13 protein-coding genes are annotated in these 17,834 nt (G+C 44.3%); 10 read left to right on the plus strand and 3 right to left on the minus strand.

The genetic code is table 11. The features are described 5' to 3' along the window. Positions 1 to 139 precede the first annotated feature (139 nt). Entirely contained in the window at positions 140 to 2,470 is a 2,331-nt protein-coding gene (locus GVT53_RS08080; RefSeq protein WP_166248172.1) for an ATP-dependent helicase, read from the minus strand. 140 nt (positions 2,471 to 2,610) lie between these two features. Here GVT53_RS08080 and GVT53_RS08085 point away from each other — a divergent pair, with 140 nt between their 5' ends. The 5 genes from GVT53_RS08085 (at position 2,611) to GVT53_RS08105 (ending at position 7,673) form a co-directional block, all read left to right on the plus strand. Continuing rightward, entirely contained in the window at positions 2,611 to 3,150 is a 540-nt protein-coding gene (locus GVT53_RS08085) for a DsrE family protein (protein ID WP_166248173.1), read from the plus strand. Positions 3,151 to 3,172: 22 nt separating this feature from the next. Next, a complete protein-coding gene (locus tag GVT53_RS08090; RefSeq protein WP_166248174.1) occupies positions 3,173 to 4,459 on the plus strand; it encodes an amidohydrolase in 1,287 nt (428 codons plus the stop codon). Between the two features lie 237 nt (positions 4,460 to 4,696). Continuing rightward, positions 4,697 to 6,259: an FMN-binding glutamate synthase family protein gene (locus tag GVT53_RS08095; protein ID WP_166248175.1), complete on the plus strand. Its 1,563-nt coding sequence runs from the start codon at positions 4,697 to 4,699 to the stop codon at positions 6,257 to 6,259. A gap of 42 nt (positions 6,260 to 6,301) precedes the next feature. Next, positions 6,302 to 7,075, plus strand: coding sequence for a coiled-coil domain-containing protein (locus GVT53_RS08100; protein WP_166248176.1), 774 nt, complete (start codon positions 6,302 to 6,304; stop codon positions 7,073 to 7,075). A gap of 76 nt (positions 7,076 to 7,151) precedes the next feature. Beyond that, a complete protein-coding gene (locus GVT53_RS08105) occupies positions 7,152 to 7,673 on the plus strand; it encodes a DUF7935 family protein (RefSeq protein ID WP_166248177.1) in 522 nt (173 codons plus the stop codon). Between the two features lies 1 nt (position 7,674). On the opposite strand, the gene GVT53_RS08110 is transcribed toward GVT53_RS08105, so the two are convergent. Both GVT53_RS08110 and GVT53_RS08115 read right to left on the minus strand, forming a co-directional pair. After that, positions 7,675 to 8,589, minus strand: a complete 915-nt coding sequence (locus GVT53_RS08110; protein ID WP_166248178.1) for a patatin-like phospholipase family protein — start codon at positions 8,587 to 8,589, stop codon at positions 7,675 to 7,677. Next, positions 8,586 to 10,676, minus strand: a complete 2,091-nt coding sequence (locus tag GVT53_RS08115) for a M1 family metallopeptidase (RefSeq protein ID WP_166248179.1) — start codon at positions 10,674 to 10,676, stop codon at positions 8,586 to 8,588. Before GVT53_RS08115 ends, GVT53_RS08110 begins: the two co-directional genes overlap by 4 nt. A gap of 46 nt (positions 10,677 to 10,722) precedes the next feature. Between GVT53_RS08115 and recG the strand changes: the two genes are divergently transcribed. The 5 genes from recG (at position 10,723) to leuB (ending at position 17,765) form a co-directional block, all read left to right on the plus strand. Further along, positions 10,723 to 12,828, plus strand: coding sequence for an ATP-dependent DNA helicase RecG (recG, locus tag GVT53_RS08120; protein ID WP_166248180.1), 2,106 nt, complete (start codon positions 10,723 to 10,725; stop codon positions 12,826 to 12,828). Positions 12,829 to 13,028: 200 nt separating this feature from the next. After that, the gene (gene leuC, locus GVT53_RS08125) at positions 13,029 to 14,441 is read left to right on the plus strand and encodes a 3-isopropylmalate dehydratase large subunit (protein ID WP_166248181.1); all 1,413 of its coding nucleotides are present in this window, start codon (positions 13,029 to 13,031) and stop codon (positions 14,439 to 14,441) included. A 74-nt stretch (positions 14,442 to 14,515) separates the two neighbouring features. After that, positions 14,516 to 15,112 (plus strand): 3-isopropylmalate dehydratase small subunit, encoded by a 597-nt coding sequence (leuD, locus tag GVT53_RS08130; RefSeq protein ID WP_166248182.1) that lies wholly within the window; start codon positions 14,516 to 14,518, stop codon positions 15,110 to 15,112. A gap of 30 nt (positions 15,113 to 15,142) precedes the next feature. Further along, positions 15,143 to 16,660 (plus strand): alpha-isopropylmalate synthase regulatory domain-containing protein, encoded by a 1,518-nt coding sequence (locus GVT53_RS08135; protein WP_166248183.1) that lies wholly within the window; start codon positions 15,143 to 15,145, stop codon positions 16,658 to 16,660. A 46-nt stretch (positions 16,661 to 16,706) separates the two neighbouring features. Continuing rightward, entirely contained in the window at positions 16,707 to 17,765 is a 1,059-nt protein-coding gene (leuB, locus tag GVT53_RS08140) for a 3-isopropylmalate dehydrogenase (RefSeq protein ID WP_166248184.1), read from the plus strand. The last annotated feature ends 69 nt before the right edge of the window (positions 17,766 to 17,834 follow it).

Genomic DNA, 17,834 nt, shown 5'->3' on the forward strand with positions numbered 1-17,834 from the left:
GGTTGGTTGGTTTGGTCGTTAAATTCAGAATAATAGCTCTGAATTTAATCAATTTTAACCACTCGAACCGACTCCCAAAAATTATTTGAAAAATCCCTAAACCTGTAACGACTTAATTATCAGAAAGCGAAAATTTGTATTAGGCATTGTCCAAAACCTCAAGTTTGGCAAAACGGAGCAATAATTTCTTGATCCCACCTTGATCAAAATGGATTTCAGCCTTCCTATCATTGCCGGCTCCCTCAATATTTAAGATTTTTCCCCTTCCAAAACGAGTGTGGTTAACGCGCGCTCCCGTTACCAAACCAGGGTCCAAATCCATCGGCTGCGCGGGAGACGATATCTCCGGCTTTAGTTTGCGCAACTTGCGTAATTGGTTTTCGTTGGGCTTTTGTACACTTGGTGGCGTACCATTCTGTGGTTTTACCTGGCGTAGTTTGCTCTTGTCCACCTCGCCAAAAATATTTTTATCGATCGTGGATTTATACCGATAGCCATCATTGACAGGGGTCAGGTTCTCCACATACCGCTCCTCAATTTCCTCCAAAAAACGACTGGGCTCCGCATCGATCAATTTACCCCAGCGGTACCTGTTTTGGGTATAGGTCAAAAAGGCCTGTTTTTCGGCTCGGGTAAGGGCAACGTAGAACAGTCGTCGCTCTTCTTCGAGTTCGCTTCGGGTGTTCATGCTCATGGCAGATGGGAACAAATCCTCTTCCATCCCAACAATGTAAACATAGGGGAACTCCAAACCTTTTGCCAAGTGAATGGTCATTAAAGCCACTCTATCATCATCCTCGATATCCTTGTCCATATCGGTGGCGAGGGCCACATCCTCGAGAAATTCTGTCAAACTTCCGGTCGCATCGGCAATTTCTTTCTGGCCCTCCACAAAGTCCTTGATACCATTGAGAAGCTCTTCGATGTTCTCCATCTTGGCAATCCCCTCGGGAGTACCATCTTTTTTGAACTCTAACAACAACCCTGTTTTTTTGGCCACATGTTCGGACAGCGTAAAGGCATCCGAACCTTCGTTCATGATCTGAAAACTTTTGATCATGGTAACAAAATCGGCCAACTTGCGCTTTGTACCTGCATTGATGTTCAGGTTCAACCTGTCCAGATTGTCCATCACCTCGTAAATGGACCTCCCGTAATGGTTCGCCGCAACCACCAGTTTATCAATAGTGGTCTGCCCTATCCCCCTTGTTGGAAAGTTAATGACACGTTTTAGCGCTTCCTCATCTTTTGGATTGACAATCAATCGTAAATAAGCAAGTACATCCTTTATCTCCTTACGTTGATAAAAAGATAATCCACCATAAATCCGGTATGGAATATCCCGTTTGCGCAATGCATCCTCTATGGCACGGGATTGTGAATTGGTACGGTACAACACCGCAAATTCCCCGTTCTGCATCTGGTTTTGCATCTTGTTCTCAAAAATGGAGCCCGCCACGTAGCGTCCTTCTTCGGCATCCGTTACACTGCGGTGTATTTTTATCAATCCTCCATCATCATTGGAAGTCCAAACGTTCTTCTCCAACTGGTTTTTATTGTTGGCAATGATGGAATTGGCCGCACTCACTATATTTTTGGTGGAACGGTAATTCTGTTCCAAACGGTACATCGCCACATCGTCGTAATCCTTTTGAAAGTTGAGGATGTTGTTAATGTTGGCCCCCCTAAAGGAATAAATACTCTGGGCATCGTCCCCAACCACGCAAATGTTTTGATAACGATCGGACAAAGCTTTTACAATCAGGTACTGGGAGTGGTTGGTATCCTGGTACTCATCCACCAAAATATATCGGAAACGATCTTGGTATTTCATCAATACCTCCGGAAAACGGGTCAACAGTTCGTTGGTGCGCAACAAAAGGTCATCAAAATCCATGGCACCCGCCTTAAAGCATCGGTCCACATAATTCTGATAGATCTCCCCCAATCTGGGGCGTTTCGCCATGGCGTCGGCCTCCATCAATTCAGGATTCTGGAAATAGGCCTTTACGGTGATCAAACTGTTTTTATAAGAGGAGATTCGGTTCTGGACCTGCTTGTACTTGTACACATCTTTATCGAGGCCCATTTCCTTGATAATGGCAGCGATCAACCGTTGGGAATCTTGGGTATCGTAAATGGTAAAGTTGCTCGGATAGCCCAGTTTGTCACCATCAAAACGCAGCAATTTGGCGAAAACGGAGTGGAACGTGCCCATCCACAGGTTCTTGGCCTCGGAATTCCCCACGATGGTCGCAATACGCTTCTTCATTTCACGCGCTGCCTTGTTGGTAAAGGTCAGGGCCAAAATATTAAAGGAATCCACCCCTTGCTCCATCAAATGGGCGATTCTGTAGGTAAGCACACGGGTCTTTCCGGAGCCGGCACCGGCAATTACCATTAGAGGTCCATCCTTGTGCAGCACGGGAGCGCGCTGCGCATCATTCAATTCATCTATAAAATTACTCAAGGGCCAGAAACTTTTAAAAGTAGGTGTGAAATTAGCCAATAATGATCTTTTGCTAAAATCTAGCTTTCAATATTTATAAACATTGATTTCGGTTTTGGACTTATTTTTAAATATATTTAACCACTCAACTCAAATAACTGATGAATTTTCAACGTTTACCTCAATTCCTTTTAATTATTCTTGTTTATTCCGGGTTTTCACAAAATACCAAAACAGGCCCGATCATTGAGGACTTTGGTGCCGTTTGGGAAATTGACAATCCGGATTTTGCAACGGACCAATCACAAGAATTTAAAGCAGTTTTTGATGTAAAGGATGGCCCGGAATCGGATACAGAGGTCAACAGGAACATTAATACCGTTGCCCGTTTTTTGAACATGCATGCCCAAAGCGGAATACCCGTCTCACAATTAAAGGCGGCATTGGTGGTACATGGCACCGCAGCAAGGAATTTATTGTCCGACGATGCATATAAAGCAAGATATAAGGTAGAGAATCCAAATCGAGAACTTATTGAGAGTTTGTTGAACGCGGATGTGGAAATCATCATGTGTGGGCAATCTTCCAAAACAAGGGATTTTCCAAAGGAAGATTTGATTCCCGGGGTCAAGATTGCGCTCTCTGCCATGACGGCCAACATCCAATTGCAAAACCAAGGATATCGCCCCATTAAATTATAAACTAACTCAACACAATTATATTATGAAGCACATTTTAGCACTTGCACTTTGCACCGCAAGTTTGTCCATGTACGCCCAAGATCACGGGCTGGAAAAAGATATCGCTGCCGTTGAATCCAAAGTGATCGAATGGCGCCGTGATATACACCAACATCCGGAGCTTAGCAACCGAGAGTTTAAAACTGCCGAAAAAATCGCAAAACACCTCAAATCGTTAGGAATCGATGTGCAGACCGGGGTTGCCCATACAGGTGTGGTCGGACTTTTGAAAGGAGACCACCCCGGAAAAGTCGTTGCCCTTAGAGCAGATATTGATGCGCTCCCTGTTACGGAACGGAACGACCTTCCCTACAAATCCGAGGTTACATCCGAGTATCTGGGTCAAGAAGTAGGTGTAATGCATGCCTGCGGACACGACACCCATGTCGCCATTATGATGGGAACCGCTGAGGTTTTGTCGAAAAACAAGGATAAGATCCACGGAACCATCAAATTTATCTTTCAACCTGCTGAAGAGGGCGCGCCCCCTGGCGAAGAAGGTGGCGCAGAACTTATGGTGAAAGAGGGCGTGCTCGAAAACCCTAAAGTGGATGCCATCTATGGCCTTCACATAGGTTCCTACCTTCCTGTTGGACACATTGCCTACAAACCAGGCGGTGCCTTGGCAGCAGCACAACGATTTGTGGTAAAAATCAAAGGAAAGCAATCCCACGGTTCCCAGCCATGGGGCGGTATCGACCCGATTTTTGTGGCCTCCAAGATTGTGGATGGGTTCCAGTCCATCATCAGCCGTGAATTGGAACTGACCAAGGAAGCTGCCGTAATCACAGTTGGAAAAATAAGTGGCGGGGTCCGGAACAACATCATTCCAGAAAGTGCAGAGCTCATTGGAACCATCCGAACCTTGGATTACGATATGCAAAAACAAGTGAACGAAAGAATGAAGGAGATGGCCTCTACCATTGCCAAGGCATACCGTGCCGAAGCCACCGTAGAAATTGACAAAGGGGTACCGATCACATTCAACGATGTAGATTTGACAGCTACTTCATTATCGAGTCTGCAAGAAGTGGCAGGGGCAGAAAATGTACACTTGATCAAGGCCATTACGGGAGCGGAGGATTTCTCGTTCTACCAAGAAAAAATTCCAGGGTTCTTTTACATTTTAGGGGGAAAAGACCCGAATGCAGGTCCTGATGAACATTTTCCGCACCACACCCCCGACTTTAAAATTGATGATAGCGGATTACAGCTTGGCGTAAAAGCAATGACGGAAATTGCTTTGGATTATTTGGACAGAAGCAAATAGGTGTTTTCAAAGCTGTCAATTCGAGTGATTTTTCAAGAACATCGAAGAAAAATTGTATCGAGAATCAAAAATTCTAAAGAATAAATACAGTTCTCGACCTGCCGGCAGGTAGTTTTCCAAAGGAAAAACTCGAACCGACGCTATGATAAAATATAATTTTAAGCCCCAACATCCTCCAGTATTTGGAATTTGGATATTGGGGCTTGATATTTGCAACTGCTACTTCAAATAGAATACATGGAAGCATTCTTTGATTTTTTAGGAGACATCCCTTGGTGGACCTGGATTTTGTTTTTCCTCTTATTGGTCGCCATACGCGACATATTTTTCCAAAAAGCCCATACCATAAGTCATAATTACCCCATTGTGGGTCACCTGCGGTATTGGTTGGAAAGTATAGGGCCCGAAATGCGGCAATATTTTGTCGCCAACAATCGGGAAGAACTTCCTTTTAATAGAATTGAGCGAAGCTGGATATATGCTTCCGCCAAGAAAGAAAATAACTACGAAGGTTTTGGAACTGATAGGGACATCTACAAACATCAGCATATCTTCATAAAAAATGCGATGATTGGGTACCAAGTACCCGAAAACCATCCAAATATTGCACATCCCTATTTTTTGCCCTGCGCAAAAGTAATGGGTGCCCATAACAAACGTAGAAAACCATATCGCCCTGCTTCCATCATCAATGTATCCGCGATGAGTTTCGGCTCGCTGTCCGCTGCAGCGATCGAATCGTTGAACAGGGGCGTGGAAAAGTGTGGGGCCTATCACAATACAGGTGAAGGTGGGCTTTCCCCCTATCACAAACAAGGCGGTGATGTAATTTTTCATTTTGGAACGGGATATTTTGGAGTTAGATCTAAAGATGGGGGCTTTTCCATGGACAAATTAAAGGTTTTGGTGGATGAAAACCCTTGTGTAAAAGCGATTGAAATCAAGCTGTCACAAGGGGCAAAACCTGGAAAGGGCGGTGTGCTTCCGGGCTCCAAAATAACACCTGAGCTGGCAGAAATACGAGGTGTTGAAGTTGGAAAGGATGTCATCTCCCCACCTACGCACAAAGCATTCTCCACTATTCCCGAGCTTTTGGATTTTATAGAATCCATTGCAGAGGAAACCGGATTGCCCGTTGGAATCAAGGGGGCCATTGGAAAAATTGAACAATGGCAACAACTGGCCGATTTGATGAAAAAAACGGGCAAAGGCCCGGATTTTATCACCATTGATGGCGGTGAAGGCGGAACCGGTGCCGCACCACCAAGTTTTGCAGACCATGTTTCCCTTCCATGGACCTACGGCTTTTCCTCGGTCTACAAAATATTTTTGGACCACGGGCTTACCGATAGAATCGTTTTTATTGGCAGTGGAAAATTAGGATTCCCCGGAAAGGCGGCGATGGCATTTGCCATGGGCGCAGATTGCATCAATGTGGCCCGCGAGGCCATGATGAGCATTGGGTGCATTCAGGCGCAGGTTTGCCACACCAATAGGTGTCCCGCTGGCGTGGCCACGCAGAATAAATGGCGACAAAGCGGAATCAACGTGCCTTTAAAATCCGATAGATTGGCCCAATATTTTAAAACATTCAGAAAAGAGCTTTTGGAAATAACCCATGCGGCGGGGTACGAACATCCATGCCAATTTCATATGGAAGATATACAGGTGAACGTGGATGATGATTATCTTAGCAGCGACATTAGAAGGGTGTACAAGTACCAAAAGGAGCAAGTACCCTTCACCTCCATGCAAGAGCTCTATGATTGCGAGCATCTGGGGGGGCAAAAAACAACTTAATTAAAAACATTATAACTTAGACCCAAATAATTTTATCTACCTATGAAAAACAATCTACTCGTCATAGCGCTTCTTGTTATAACCACAAGCGTTTATTCGCAAAGAAAAAGTGATTTGATTGCCGAAATTGACAATCTAAAATCAAGGATATCCGAAGTGGAACAGGAATTGGCCGTTGCAAAACGAGAAATATCATCGAGCAGCGCCGAGGCCGAGGCCTTAAAATCCGAAAATGCAACCCTGCGGGATGCAAATGCAACACTTCTGGGCAACATGAGCAACTTTTCCCAGCTATCCAAACAAAACTCCGACAACGTGGACCGTGCAATGGCCGCTCTTGCCAGAAAGGAAAGACAACTTAGTGGAATAAATGACATGATCTCCGCGAACGATTCCAGCGCGATCGTTTCTTTAACACGAATAAAGCAGACCTTGGGAGAGAATGCCAAGGTTAGCGTTGAAGCCGGCGTAGTGGTCATCAGCAATAGTTTGAACACACTTTTTGGCTCGGATACTTCCTCCGATTTGACCGAAGAGGGAAAAACGTGGTTGGCCGGGGTTGCCAATATCATAAAGGCAAATCCAAATTTTAAGGCAGAAGTCGAAGGCCTGAACATTACCGGCGAGTTTGGCCCCACTTATGGCCAAGTAGCCTCTGTGGCTTCCGAACTGGTATCCAGTTTAGAGGTTCCTGCGGAAAGTATAGCTATTTCGGCAAAGGACGGTAATTTTAAAGAAGGCATCAATATTAGACTGCAGCCCGATTACAAAGGATTTTACGCTAAGGCGAAGGAAAGCGCCAAGGCGGGACAATAACCTTTGGTCCAAAATACTTTTTGAGGTTTTGGTTCGTTCTTGGTAGTGTAAAATCAATAAAAAACCAGACTACCTTATGAGTGGAGATCAAATCCTTCAGTTATTCGCCTATTTAATGCCTGCCGTTGTTACCGGTGCCGTGGCCTTCTATTTTTTTAGATTGCATACCCGTAATGAAGATGGACGCAGAAGATTCCTATTGCACAAGGATTCGCAAAAGGAAACTTTGCCCATTCGTTTGCAAGCCTATGAGCGCATGGCGCTATTTTTGGAACGCATTGCCCTTAACAGCTTAGTGGTTCGCGTTTCACCCACCACCAAAAACAAAGGTGACTATGAAAATTTGCTCATAAAACAGATTGAAACCGAGTTCGAGCACAACTTGTCCCAACAAATTTATATGTCGGATGCTTGCTGGAACATCATAAAAACGGCGAAGAACACTACCATACAAATTATACGTTCTGCTGGAATGAGCGCAACAGATTCGCCGGATAAACTCCGTGAGGACATCCTTAACCAGACCATGGAAAAAGAATCACCGTCCAACGCAGCTTTGGCCTACGTAAAAAAGGAAGTTAGCGATCTTTGGTCGTAATTCATTCCTGCTTTTCCGGTTCAATGGGACTTGTTTCGTCGTTCTTGTTTTTGGCATACAAATAACCGCGCTTCCACCACAAGGTCATTCGTTCCTTATTAAAGACCAATGAGTTTGTGGTGAGGACCGTTGGCGTGTAATAGAAATTGATGATGGCATTTTTCTGATTTGCCACTAATTTGCCGATACGGATGTTCTGATTCTCGATACGGTCCAGCATAAAACCAAAAATAGTGGTAATGAGGTCAAAAGGGTTTTTGGACGACATCCGGTTCAAGTGGTTTACCTCTGTATGGAGCACCACCACATCCACTTCGGTCGCACCTCGGTTCAAGGCTTCTTCAATGGGAACTAAAGTCCCTAATCCCCCATCGGCATATTCACAGCCATTCTTTTTGACCAAGCTCATAAAAGGCGTGTAGTTGGATGAAATCCATATCCAATCGCAGAATTCGTCATACGTGCAATCGTTGATGGATTTATATTCCACTTGGTTCAAAGAAAGGTTGGATACCGTGACGACCACATCGGTCTTGCTCTTTTTTAGCTTGTTAAACTCCTGAACGGTAATGGAATTGCGGATCAATTTTCTTAGGTTCTCACTTTCTCCAAACGTTTTTTTCCCCTTGATAAAGTTTTTGATAACGTTCCAATGGTTGATGGCAATGGTCTCTACCCCATGCCTTTTTTTGATGATGAACGGGCAATTATTGAAGATGCTGTCCTGATTCACGTTGGAATAGATATTCTTGATCTTGTCCAACTTGTTCAGGGCCAAATGTGATATCAAAAGACTTCCCGTGGAGGTTCCGACAAATAAATCGTAATCGTGCTTGGCTTCCTGAATCAAAAATTGGGCAACGCCGCCCGCAAAGGCACCCTTGCTACCTCCCCCCGAAATGACCAATGCCCTCATTCACCTAAAGTTTTCTCCAAATATTGCTTTTCTTCCTGACTTAGCAAAGGGTAAAGTCCCTTAATACGGGCCGTGTTACCTTCAGATTGCAAAAAATCGCTCAAGATGGTCCGGGCCGACTTTTTGAAATGCCAAACATGGTGATTGCAAGCTTCCACAAGGTTTTTGAGCACAATATCGGTAAAGCCACCAATATTTTTAAGGTATTGAAAGGCAATCAGACGGGTCTCAAAATGATGTTCCGCACCTGTATACCCGCTCAATTCATCAAAATAGATAGCTCTTGAATCTGGATTATATTCGGGAGTCACCAAGGCCAAGGTCAACCACAATAATCGAATATTCTTGTTGGGGAAGCCTGTGATGCCATCGGTTTCATTGAGGTATTTGCTTCTGTTTTCTGGGAAATCGGTCCATAATCGATACAGTGCGGCCTCGATCGTAGTGTAGCTTTTATCCTTTAAAAGTCCTTCCACAGTTCTTCGAAGCTCAGCGGGAATCTGGTTTTGGGACAAAATAACGGCTTGCCTCACTTTTAAATCTTCAGCTTTGATAATGGCTTCCAAAAAGTCCGTGGAAAGCTTATCGCCGTAATCCAAAACAAGGTTTTCTTTGAGTTGGTTTGATTTTAATCTTTTCCAAGCTCGTTGTAAAATAATCTCCGTGTTTTCAGGTTGGGCTGCTACCTTATCTTTCAACTCAAAATAGGTTTTGATGGATGCATTTTTCTTTTTTAAAAATTCAACGACCTGTTCATATGGAAATTCAGGGTTTTGCAACCATAATTCCTGAAAATCATCCAGATTTGAGTTCGATGCTTGTTCTATTTCTACAATCAAATCGGGAATGGTCACATTTTTATATGCGTGTTTTTTTAGGTAGTTCCGAACCCCTTCCTTAAAGGAATCCTCCCCTACACTATCCTGAAGCATTACCAAGGCCCAAGCACCTTTTTCGTAAAAGGTAAGACTGCCTGCATTTGGATTGCGAAGCGCCTCCCCACCATCATCCCCCGAAAAACGATGAAGGGCATTGGCCGTTTCCAACAAATGCCAATAATGATGATCATCACCAAAAATGTCCTTTTCCGCCAGATACGCGTAAAATGTGGCAAAACCTTCGTGCAACCAATGGTGTTCGCTACTGGTCTCCGTTACCAAATTTCCAAACCATTGGTGGGCAAGTTCGTGCGCGTTGACATTCACGTAGTTTTTGTCCACAAAGGCAGTGGAATCTATCACATACTGATTGGAAAATATGGTGCAGGTAGTGTTTTCCATACCAGCGTAGAGAAAATCCTGAACCGGAACTTGTTTATAATTCTGCCAAGGATAGGCCACGCCAATTTCTTCTTCCAAAAAATCAAAAATATGTTTGCTGTATCGGTACGTGGGCTCAACTTTGGTAAAATCCGTGGGTTCATAGTACAGTTCAATCGGAATTTCAGAAGATGATTCAACCGTTTTTTTATTGAAGTCCCCAATGGCAAAACCTACCAGGTAGCTGCTCATCGGTTTCTCCATATCAAACTGCCACAAATACCCTTTGGCATCGGGCAAGGTGTTTTTTTTTACCAACTTGCCGTTCGCAATTACCGTATAATCCTGTTCTAAGATGATATCCAGGTCAAACTCGACCTTTTCGGTCATATCGTCAAAACTGGGCAACCAGCGACTGGTATATTTCCCCTGTCCCTGCGTCCAAACTTGCTCATTGTTCCTGACGGCATCATTCCATCCTAAAAAATATACCGTTTGTTTTGGTTTGGCCACATAATTTAGTTTCAAGGTATGGGTATCTCCCTTTTCCATCTTTTTATTGATGGTGATTTTTCGGCCATTGTAATCAAAATCTATCTTTGCATCATCCAAAAAAACCGATGAAAATTCCAAATCAACGGCATCAAGATAAACGGAACCTACATCTTCAATTACATCAAATTGATAGGTCACGCTACCATTTATGCGGTTTTCGGAGGGTGTTGGCTCAATCAAAACTTTGGCGTGGACAAAATCCACCTTATCCTGAGTTTGGGCGGACAACATTTGTACGAATAGGAAAAAAACAAATATGGGGCTCAGCTTCATACCATCATCTTATCAAAAGTCCTTCCAAATTACATATTTTAGTTCGATGAATCCCAATTTTCTGCAAACTCCCATAGCATATCTCAAAGGAGTTGGCCCCAACCGGGCCGATGTCCTAAAGGCCGAATTGGGCATTGAGACCTTTCGGGACCTGCTGCACTTATTTCCTAACCGCTATTTGGACAAGACGAGTTATTATAAGATCAATCAACTGCAGCCCAGCGGTGCCGATGTGCAAGTGGTTGGCAAAATTGTCCATATAAAAACGGTGGAACAAAAACGGGGCAAACGTTTGGTGGCCTCTTTTGTGGATGAAACGGGGCAAATGGACCTGGTTTGGTTCCGAGGGCACAAATGGATCAAGGAAAATTTAAAACTGAACGAGCCCTACGTGGTTTTTGGAAGGGTAAACAAATACGGAAGTACCTTCTCGATGCCCCATCCCGAAATGGAGACTCTGCAAAAGCATCAACAAGGGTTAAAAATGGTGATGCAGCCCATTTATCCATCCACCGAAAAATTGAGCAACAAGGGAATTACCAATCGGGTCATCGGAAAAATGATTCAACAATTGTTTCTGGAATGCCAAGGCAAGTTTCCCGAATCCTTGTCACGCCCCATTTTGGAAGAATTAAAGTTGATTTCCAAGAGCTCCGCTCTTTTCAACATTCATTTTCCGAAGAATCAAGAATTGTTGGCAAAGGCGCAGTTTCGATTAAAGTTTGAAGAGTTGTTTTTTGTGCAGTTGCGGTTGATATCCCAGAATTTACAGCGGAAGCAAAAAATAAAAGGGATGCCCTTTGAAGCTGTGGGCGAAAAATTTACCGAGTTCTTTGAAAACCACCTGCCCTTTGAGCTTACGACGGCGCAAAAAAGGGTGATCAAGGAAATTCGGAACGATTTGGGAAGCAATGCCCAAATGAACCGATTGCTGCAAGGCGATGTGGGGTCTGGGAAAACGATTGTAGCATTGATGTGTATGCTTTTGGCCATTGACAACGGTTTCCAAACCTGTTTGATGGCTCCCACAGAAATTTTGGCAACCCAGCATTACAATGGGCTCAAGGAGCTTCTGGAACCTATGGACGTTAAGATTGCCCTGTTGACCGGGTCCACGAAAAAGTCCGAGCGCACCTTGCTCCACAATCAACTGGAAAATGGCAATTTGAACATATTGGTCGGCACACACGCGGTTTTGGAGGACAAAGTACAGTTCAAAAATCTTGGTTTGGCCATTGTGGACGAACAGCACAGGTTTGGTGTGGCGCAGCGGTCAAAACTATGGCATAAAAATCAGACACCCCCCCATATTTTGGTGATGACGGCTACTCCCATTCCCAGAACCTTGGCGATGAGCCTTTATGGCGATTTGGACATCTCTGTGATTGATGAGCTACCGCCTGGAAGAAAACCTATAAAAACAGTACATCGTTTTGACAGTAACCGTTTAAAAGTATTCAGATTCATCAAAGATGAAATCAAAAAAGGGAGACAAATCTACATTGTATATCCCCTGATTCAAGAATCCGAAGCCTTGGATTACAAAGATTTGATGGATGGTTATGAAAGTATTGTCCGTGATTTTCCGCAACCCGAGTATCAGATATCGATTGTACACGGCAAAATGAAGCCGGCTGACAAAGACTATGAGATGGAGCGTTTTGTTAAGGGCGAAACACAGATTATGATCGCCACCACGGTCATCGAGGTGGGCGTGAACGTTCCCAACGCCTCCGTAATGATCATTGAGAGTGCCGAGCGCTTCGGGCTATCGCAATTGCATCAGCTGCGCGGTCGCGTGGGCCGAGGTGCAGAGCAGAGCTTTTGTATTCTGATGACGGGCCATAAACTTTCCGAGGATTCCAAGACCCGTTTACAGACTATGGTACGCACCAATGATGGTTTCGAAATTGCCGAGGTCGACCTTAAGCTTCGTGGCCCGGGAGATTTGATGGGCACCCAACAAAGCGGTATGCTGAACCTCAAAATAGCGGACATCGTTAAGGACAATCAAATTTTGAAAACGGCCCGTTATCACGCCATTCAATTGCTAAAAGACGACCCAAGACTGGAAAAAGCGGAAAATGCGCCCATCTTGAATGCCTTTTCCAAAATGATGGCCAACAAAACCATTTGGAATTATATCAGTTAGCAGCGATTTAGGTTTGTAATTAGAAGATATTGCAATTCTCTACACTTCTTTGTTATAAATTGAAAATCAACCCTTACCATTTGTTAACTTTAAAAACAACCCATTGAAATTGCGGTTGAACATCGTAATTTTACCAGAACCGAAAATCGGTTTCACATACAAATTTTAACTTTGTAGGCTTACAAATTATGGAAGACACAATGAGCAAGACACTTTTTGATAAAGTTTGGGATTCCCACGTGGTGAAGCATATCGAGAATGGTCCGGATGTACTCTTTATTGACAGGCATTTGGTCCACGAAGTAACGAGTCCCGTAGCTTTTTTAGGATTAAAGAACAGAGGCATAAAAGTATTGTATCCGGAGCGCACTTTTGCGACCGCAGACCACAATACCCCTACGAGAAACCAGCACTTGCCCGTTAAGGACCCTTTGTCCGCCAATCAATTAAAGGCTTTGGAGGAAAACGCCAACGCCCACAACATACCGTATTGGGGACTTGGACATAGGAAAAACGGCATTGTGCACGTAATTGGCCCGGAAAACGGAATAACCGTCCCTGGGGCCACTATAGTTTGTGGCGATTCGCACACATCAACCCACGGAGCCTTTGGTGCCATCGCATTTGGCATCGGAACCAGTGAAGTGGAAATGGTGCTGTCCACCCAATGCATTATGCAGCCCAAGCCCAAAAGTATGCGCATCAATGTTACTGGAGAATTGAGCGAGGCCGTCACTCCCAAAGATGTGGCGCTTTTCATCATTTCCAAACTGTCCACCTCCGGTGCAACCGGATATTTTGTGGAATATGCTGGAGATGTTTTCAAAAATATGTCGATGGAAGGCCGTATGACGGTTTGTAACCTGAGTATTGAAATGGGTGCCCGTGGTGGTATGATCGCTCCAGACGAGAAGACATTCGACTACATCAAGGGAAGAGAATATACCCCAAAAGGCAAGGATTGGGATGCTGCGATGGAATATTGGAGCACGCTTTATTCTGATGGAGATGCTGAATTTGACAAAGAGGTCACTTTTGATGCGAGCGAAATCGAACCTATGATCACTTTTGGTACCAACCCAGGTATGGGCATTGGAATCAGTAATACCATTCCCTTGGCCGAAACCATTGATGGTGCCGTTGCGACGTACAAAAAATCCTTGGAGTATATGGACTACAACGAAGGAGAGCCTATGGTGGGCAAGCCTATCGATTTTGTGTTCCTGGGAAGTTGTACCAATGGCAGGATTGAAGATTTTAGAGCTTTTGCCTCCATCATAAAAGGAAGAAAAAAGGCCGATAACGTAACCGCGTGGCTGGTTCCCGGCTCGCACAAAGTGGAAGAGGCCATCAAGGAAGAAGGTATCCTGGATATTTTGACCGAAGCTGGTTTTGAACTGAGAGAGCCTGGATGCTCTGCTTGCTTGGCGATGAACGATGATAAAATCCCGGCCGGAAAATATGCGGTAAGTACTTCCAACAGAAACTTTGAGGGAAGACAAGGCCCAGGTGCGCGTACCCTATTGGCCAGTCCATTGGTGGCCGCTGCAGCTGCCGTTACAGGTAAAGTAACCGACCCAAGGGAATTGATGCACGAAGAAGTTTTAGCTTAACAATAAACAATGCACAATAAGCAATTAGCAATTCATTGTTAATTGAACATTGATAACTGATAATTGAAAAAATAATGGCTTACGATAAATTCAACATACTAACCAGTTCAGCGGTACCATTACCCATCGAAAATGTGGATACCGACCAGATAATTCCTGCTCGATTCCTAAAAGCAACGGAGCGTAAAGGGTTTGGCGACAATTTGTTCCGTGACTGGAGATACAATTCAGACGGAACGCCAAAGGAGCAATTTGTACTGAACAACCCCATCTATTCCGGAAAGATTTTGGTAGGCGGAAAAAACTTTGGTTCCGGTTCTTCAAGAGAACACGCAGCTTGGGCGGTTTACGACTACGGATTCCGTTGTGTGGTTTCCAGTTTTTTTGCGGATATTTTTAGGGGCAACTGTCTGAACATCGGTGTGCTTCCTGTTCAAGTGAGCCCAGAATTTTTGGACAAAATCTTTAAGGCGATTGAAGCCGACCCAAAAACGGAGTTGGAAATCAACCTGCCTGAACAGAAGATTACCATTCTGGCAACCGGTGAAAGTGAAAGCTTCGACATCAACGATTATAAAAAAGGCAATATGCTCAATGGCTTTGATGACATCGACTATTTGTTGAACATCCAAGAGGATATAGAAAAATACGCCGAAAACACACCTTTATAATCCATTGTTCGGAACACCACGGCACAAATAATGAAAACACGCACCATAGAAATTATGGACACCACCCTACGGGATGGTGAACAAACCTCTGGGGTTTCTTTTTCGGCTTCCGAAAAACTCACCTTGGCCAAACTTTTATTGGAAGAACTTAAGGTAGATCGCATCGAGGTGGCTTCGGCCCGTGTTTCCGAAGGAGAACTGCAGGCAGTTAAAAACATTACCGATTGGGCCGCCGCCGAAGGTTATATTTCCAAAGTAGAAGTGCTCACATTTGTGGACAATGGTGTCTCCCTAAAATGGATGCAAGAAGCTGGTGCCAAGGTACAAAACTTGCTCACGAAGGGTTCATTGAATCATTTAACCCATCAGCTTAAAAAAACTCCAGAACAACACTTTACGGAAATAGAAAAGGTTGTTTTGGAAGGAAATAAACTCGGAATAGACACCAACGTTTATCTTGAGGATTGGAGCAATGGAATGCGCAGCTCCAAGGACTATGTTTTTCAGTTTTTGGATTTTTTAACCGAGCAACCCATTAAACGAATTCTGCTTCCGGACACCCTCGGGATTCTTACACACACTGAGACAGGTTCTTTTTTAAAAGAAATCATTGAAAGGTATCCGAATACCCATTTCGATTTCCACGGTCATAATGATTACGATCTCAGCGTGGCAAATGTAATGGAAGCCTTAAAGGCCGGCGTCCACGGATTGCACCTTACCGTGAACGGGATGGGCGAACGCGCGGGAAACGCACCTTTGGCAAGTGCCGTTGCAGTAATCAACGATTTTTTACCGGAAATCAAGATTGGCGTAAAGGAATCATCCCTTTACAAAGTTAGTAAATTGGTATCTGCCTTTACAGGCTTCGGCATACCTGACAACAAACCTATCGTCGGAGACAATGTTTTTACCCAAACCGCTGGAATACATGCAGATGGAGATAGCAAAAAGAATCTTTACTTTAATGACTTGCTCCCTGAAAGATTTGGTAGAAAACGTAAATATGCACTGGGCAAAACATCAGGAAAGGCCAATATCCAAAAGAACCTTCAAGAGCTTGGATTGACTTTGAACGATGATGAACTGAAAAAGGTTACCGAACGCATCATTGAGCTTGGAGATAAAAAAGAACGGGTAACCAAAGACGATCTGCCTTACATCATTTCCGATGTGCTGGACAACAAACTGCATCAGCAAAGGGTATTTGTAAAATCGTACGTACTGACCCATTCCAAAGGATTGAAGCCCTCCACTACCCTTTCCATCGAAATTGAAGGGAAGACCTATGAGGAACACGCCCAAGGGGACGGTCAATTCGATGCCTTTATCAACGCCTTGAAAAAAGTATATAAAAAAGAAGGGCGCGAACTGCCAAAATTGGTGGATTATGCCGTTCGTATACCCCCAGGCAGTAACTCGGACGCACTTTGTGAAACCCTGATCACTTGGCAGACCAAGGACAAGGATTTTACCACGCGCGGGCTGGATTCAGACCAAACGGTATCCGCCATAAAAGCCACCGAAAAAATGCTAAACTTGGTTTAATACTAAAAACTATCAACCAACAACGATAAACGAATAACGAAAAGAAATGAAATTAAACATAGCGCTCTTGGCCGGAGATGGAATTGGCCCAGAAGTAATAGATCAAGCCGTAAAAGTATCCGATGCCGTAGCTGCCAAGTTCGGACACGAAATTAGTTGGACACCTGCACTTACAGGTGCTGCAGCGATTGATGCTGTTGGCGAACCATATCCAGATGAAACCCACGAAGCCTGTGTGGCCGCCGATGCCGTTCTTTTTGGTGCCATTGGTCACCCACGGTTTGACAATGACCCATCTGCCAAGGTACGTCCAGAGCAAGGTTTGTTGAAAATGCGTCAAAAGTTGGGATTGTTTGCCAATGTGCGCCCAACCTTCACCTTTCCATCTTTGATTGACAAGTCACCCTTGAAAAAAGAACGTATTGAAGGTACCGACCTTGTTTTTCTACGTGAACTCACGGGAGGTATCTATTTCGGAAAAAGAGGCCGTGAGGATAACGACAACACCGCTTACGACACTTGTACCTATACCCGTGCCGAAGTGGAGCGTTTGGCCAAAAAAGGTTTTGAAATGGCGATGCAGCGTTCCAAAAAGCTATGCTGTGTGGACAAAGCAAACGTTTTGGAAACGTCCCGTTTGTGGAGAGAAACCGTTCAGAAATTGGAAAAAGACTATCCCGAAGTGGAAGTATCCTATGAATTTGTGGATGCCGTGGCCATGCGTTTGGTGCAATGGCCGAGCGCTTATGATGTGTTGATCACAGAAAACCTATTTGGCGATATTCTAACAGATGAAGCTTCTGTGATTTCAGGATCTATGGGATTGATGCCTTCCGCCTCTTTGGGGGAAAAGACATCTTTGTTCGAACCCATTCACGGTTCTTACCCACAAGCAGCAGGAAAAGATATTGCCAATCCATTGGCGACGGTTTTGTCCGCTGCAATGATGTTCGAAACTGCTTTTGGACTTAGAGATGAAGCCGAAGCCATTCGCGAAGTGGTGAACAAATCACTGGCCGAAGGTGTGGTGACGGAAGATCTTGCCGATGCCGGAAAAGCTTACAAGACCAGCGAAGTTGGGAACTGGTTGGCTGAAAACATTTAATCGACCCACATAAAAACCAAAAAGAAAGCCCCGAATTCGGGGCTTTTTATTTTAATCTTTTATACCATA

It is taken from the genome of Flagellimonas oceani, assembly GCF_011068285.1.
Taxonomy (GTDB): domain Bacteria; phylum Bacteroidota; class Bacteroidia; order Flavobacteriales; family Flavobacteriaceae; genus Flagellimonas; species Flagellimonas oceani.

What these genes read in the sequence shown, in the direction of transcription:
- GVT53_RS08085 (WP_166248173.1), top strand. Translation starts at nt 2,611, where the DNA reads ATGAATTTTCAACGTTTACCTCAATTCCTTTTAATTATTCTTGTTTAT.
- GVT53_RS08090 (WP_166248174.1), top strand. Translation starts at nt 3,173, where the DNA reads ATGAAGCACATTTTAGCACTTGCACTTTGCACCGCAAGTTTGTCCATG.
- GVT53_RS08095 (WP_166248175.1), top strand. Translation starts at nt 4,697, where the DNA reads ATGGAAGCATTCTTTGATTTTTTAGGAGACATCCCTTGGTGGACCTGG.
- GVT53_RS08100 (WP_166248176.1), top strand. Translation starts at nt 6,302, where the DNA reads ATGAAAAACAATCTACTCGTCATAGCGCTTCTTGTTATAACCACAAGC.
- GVT53_RS08105 (WP_166248177.1), top strand. Translation starts at nt 7,152, where the DNA reads ATGAGTGGAGATCAAATCCTTCAGTTATTCGCCTATTTAATGCCTGCC.
- GVT53_RS08110 (WP_166248178.1), bottom strand. Translation starts at nt 8,589, where the DNA reads ATGAGGGCATTGGTCATTTCGGGGGGAGGTAGCAAGGGTGCCTTTGCG.
- GVT53_RS08115 (WP_166248179.1), bottom strand. Translation starts at nt 10,676, where the DNA reads ATGAAGCTGAGCCCCATATTTGTTTTTTTCCTATTCGTACAAATGTTG.
- recG (WP_166248180.1), top strand. Translation starts at nt 10,723, where the DNA reads ATGAATCCCAATTTTCTGCAAACTCCCATAGCATATCTCAAAGGAGTT.
- leuC (WP_166248181.1), top strand. Translation starts at nt 13,029, where the DNA reads ATGAGCAAGACACTTTTTGATAAAGTTTGGGATTCCCACGTGGTGAAG.
- leuD (WP_166248182.1), top strand. Translation starts at nt 14,516, where the DNA reads ATGGCTTACGATAAATTCAACATACTAACCAGTTCAGCGGTACCATTA.
- GVT53_RS08135 (WP_166248183.1), top strand. Translation starts at nt 15,143, where the DNA reads ATGAAAACACGCACCATAGAAATTATGGACACCACCCTACGGGATGGT.
- leuB (WP_166248184.1), top strand. Translation starts at nt 16,707, where the DNA reads ATGAAATTAAACATAGCGCTCTTGGCCGGAGATGGAATTGGCCCAGAA.